At 63.2% G+C, this 617-nt stretch carries 1 protein-coding gene; it reads right to left on the reverse strand.

The features are described from left to right. Positions 1–617, reverse strand: a 617-nt coding sequence (locus ENZ74_RS33685) for a ribonuclease (RefSeq protein WP_164761499.1), incomplete at both ends; no start/stop codon positions are given.

Here is a 617-nt window from a genome sequence, read left to right on the forward strand (position 1 = left end):
GTCCCCTGCTCCCGCCCCGAAGGCAGTGTCGAAAGCGCCGCGGATCTGGTCGGCCGTTAGCTTGCCGCCGATGTTTTTGGCAAAGAGATCGCGCACCGGCGAACTGTTCACCGCGCGCATCAAATTCAGCGCATCGGAGAAATAGTCCTGCTGGCTCTTGCCGTAGCAGGTGCCGTGCTTGATCCATTCATGCCGTTCGAGATGGGAGGCCGTTCCAGGCATCACCTGATCGAGTTCCGTGCGGGTGTTGGCGTCAAGATTGACCGGCGGCAGGTCTTTCCAGTGGGCCGGATTGTCGTTGGCCTTGTCGCTCGCCGTCGCCTGGCAATAGAAATTGCCATTCGGCTGCGGCCACAGGCCGTGCAAGGTGAAATGCGTGGCGTCGAAATCGCCGGCACTTTGTGCCCTGCATTCGGTCTTGTTCGACTTTGTCTCGCAAAACGCCGGCTGCCAGCTCAGCGCGAAGACGTATTCGGGCTTCCCCGATGCCGCCGGCTTGCCTTGCCCGTCAGGCGCGGCCGGCACGGTCGCCGCGCTGCTGCCGGAAACATGGCCGCAGCTGACCTTCACCCAGCGGCGCTCCGGATCGGCGCCCGGCACCAGGATGAGATAATGCG

The sequence above is a fragment of the Mesorhizobium sp. M7A.F.Ca.CA.002.15.2.1 genome (assembly GCF_003998715.1).
Taxonomy (GTDB): Bacteria; Pseudomonadota; Alphaproteobacteria; order Rhizobiales; family Rhizobiaceae; genus Mesorhizobium; species Mesorhizobium ciceri.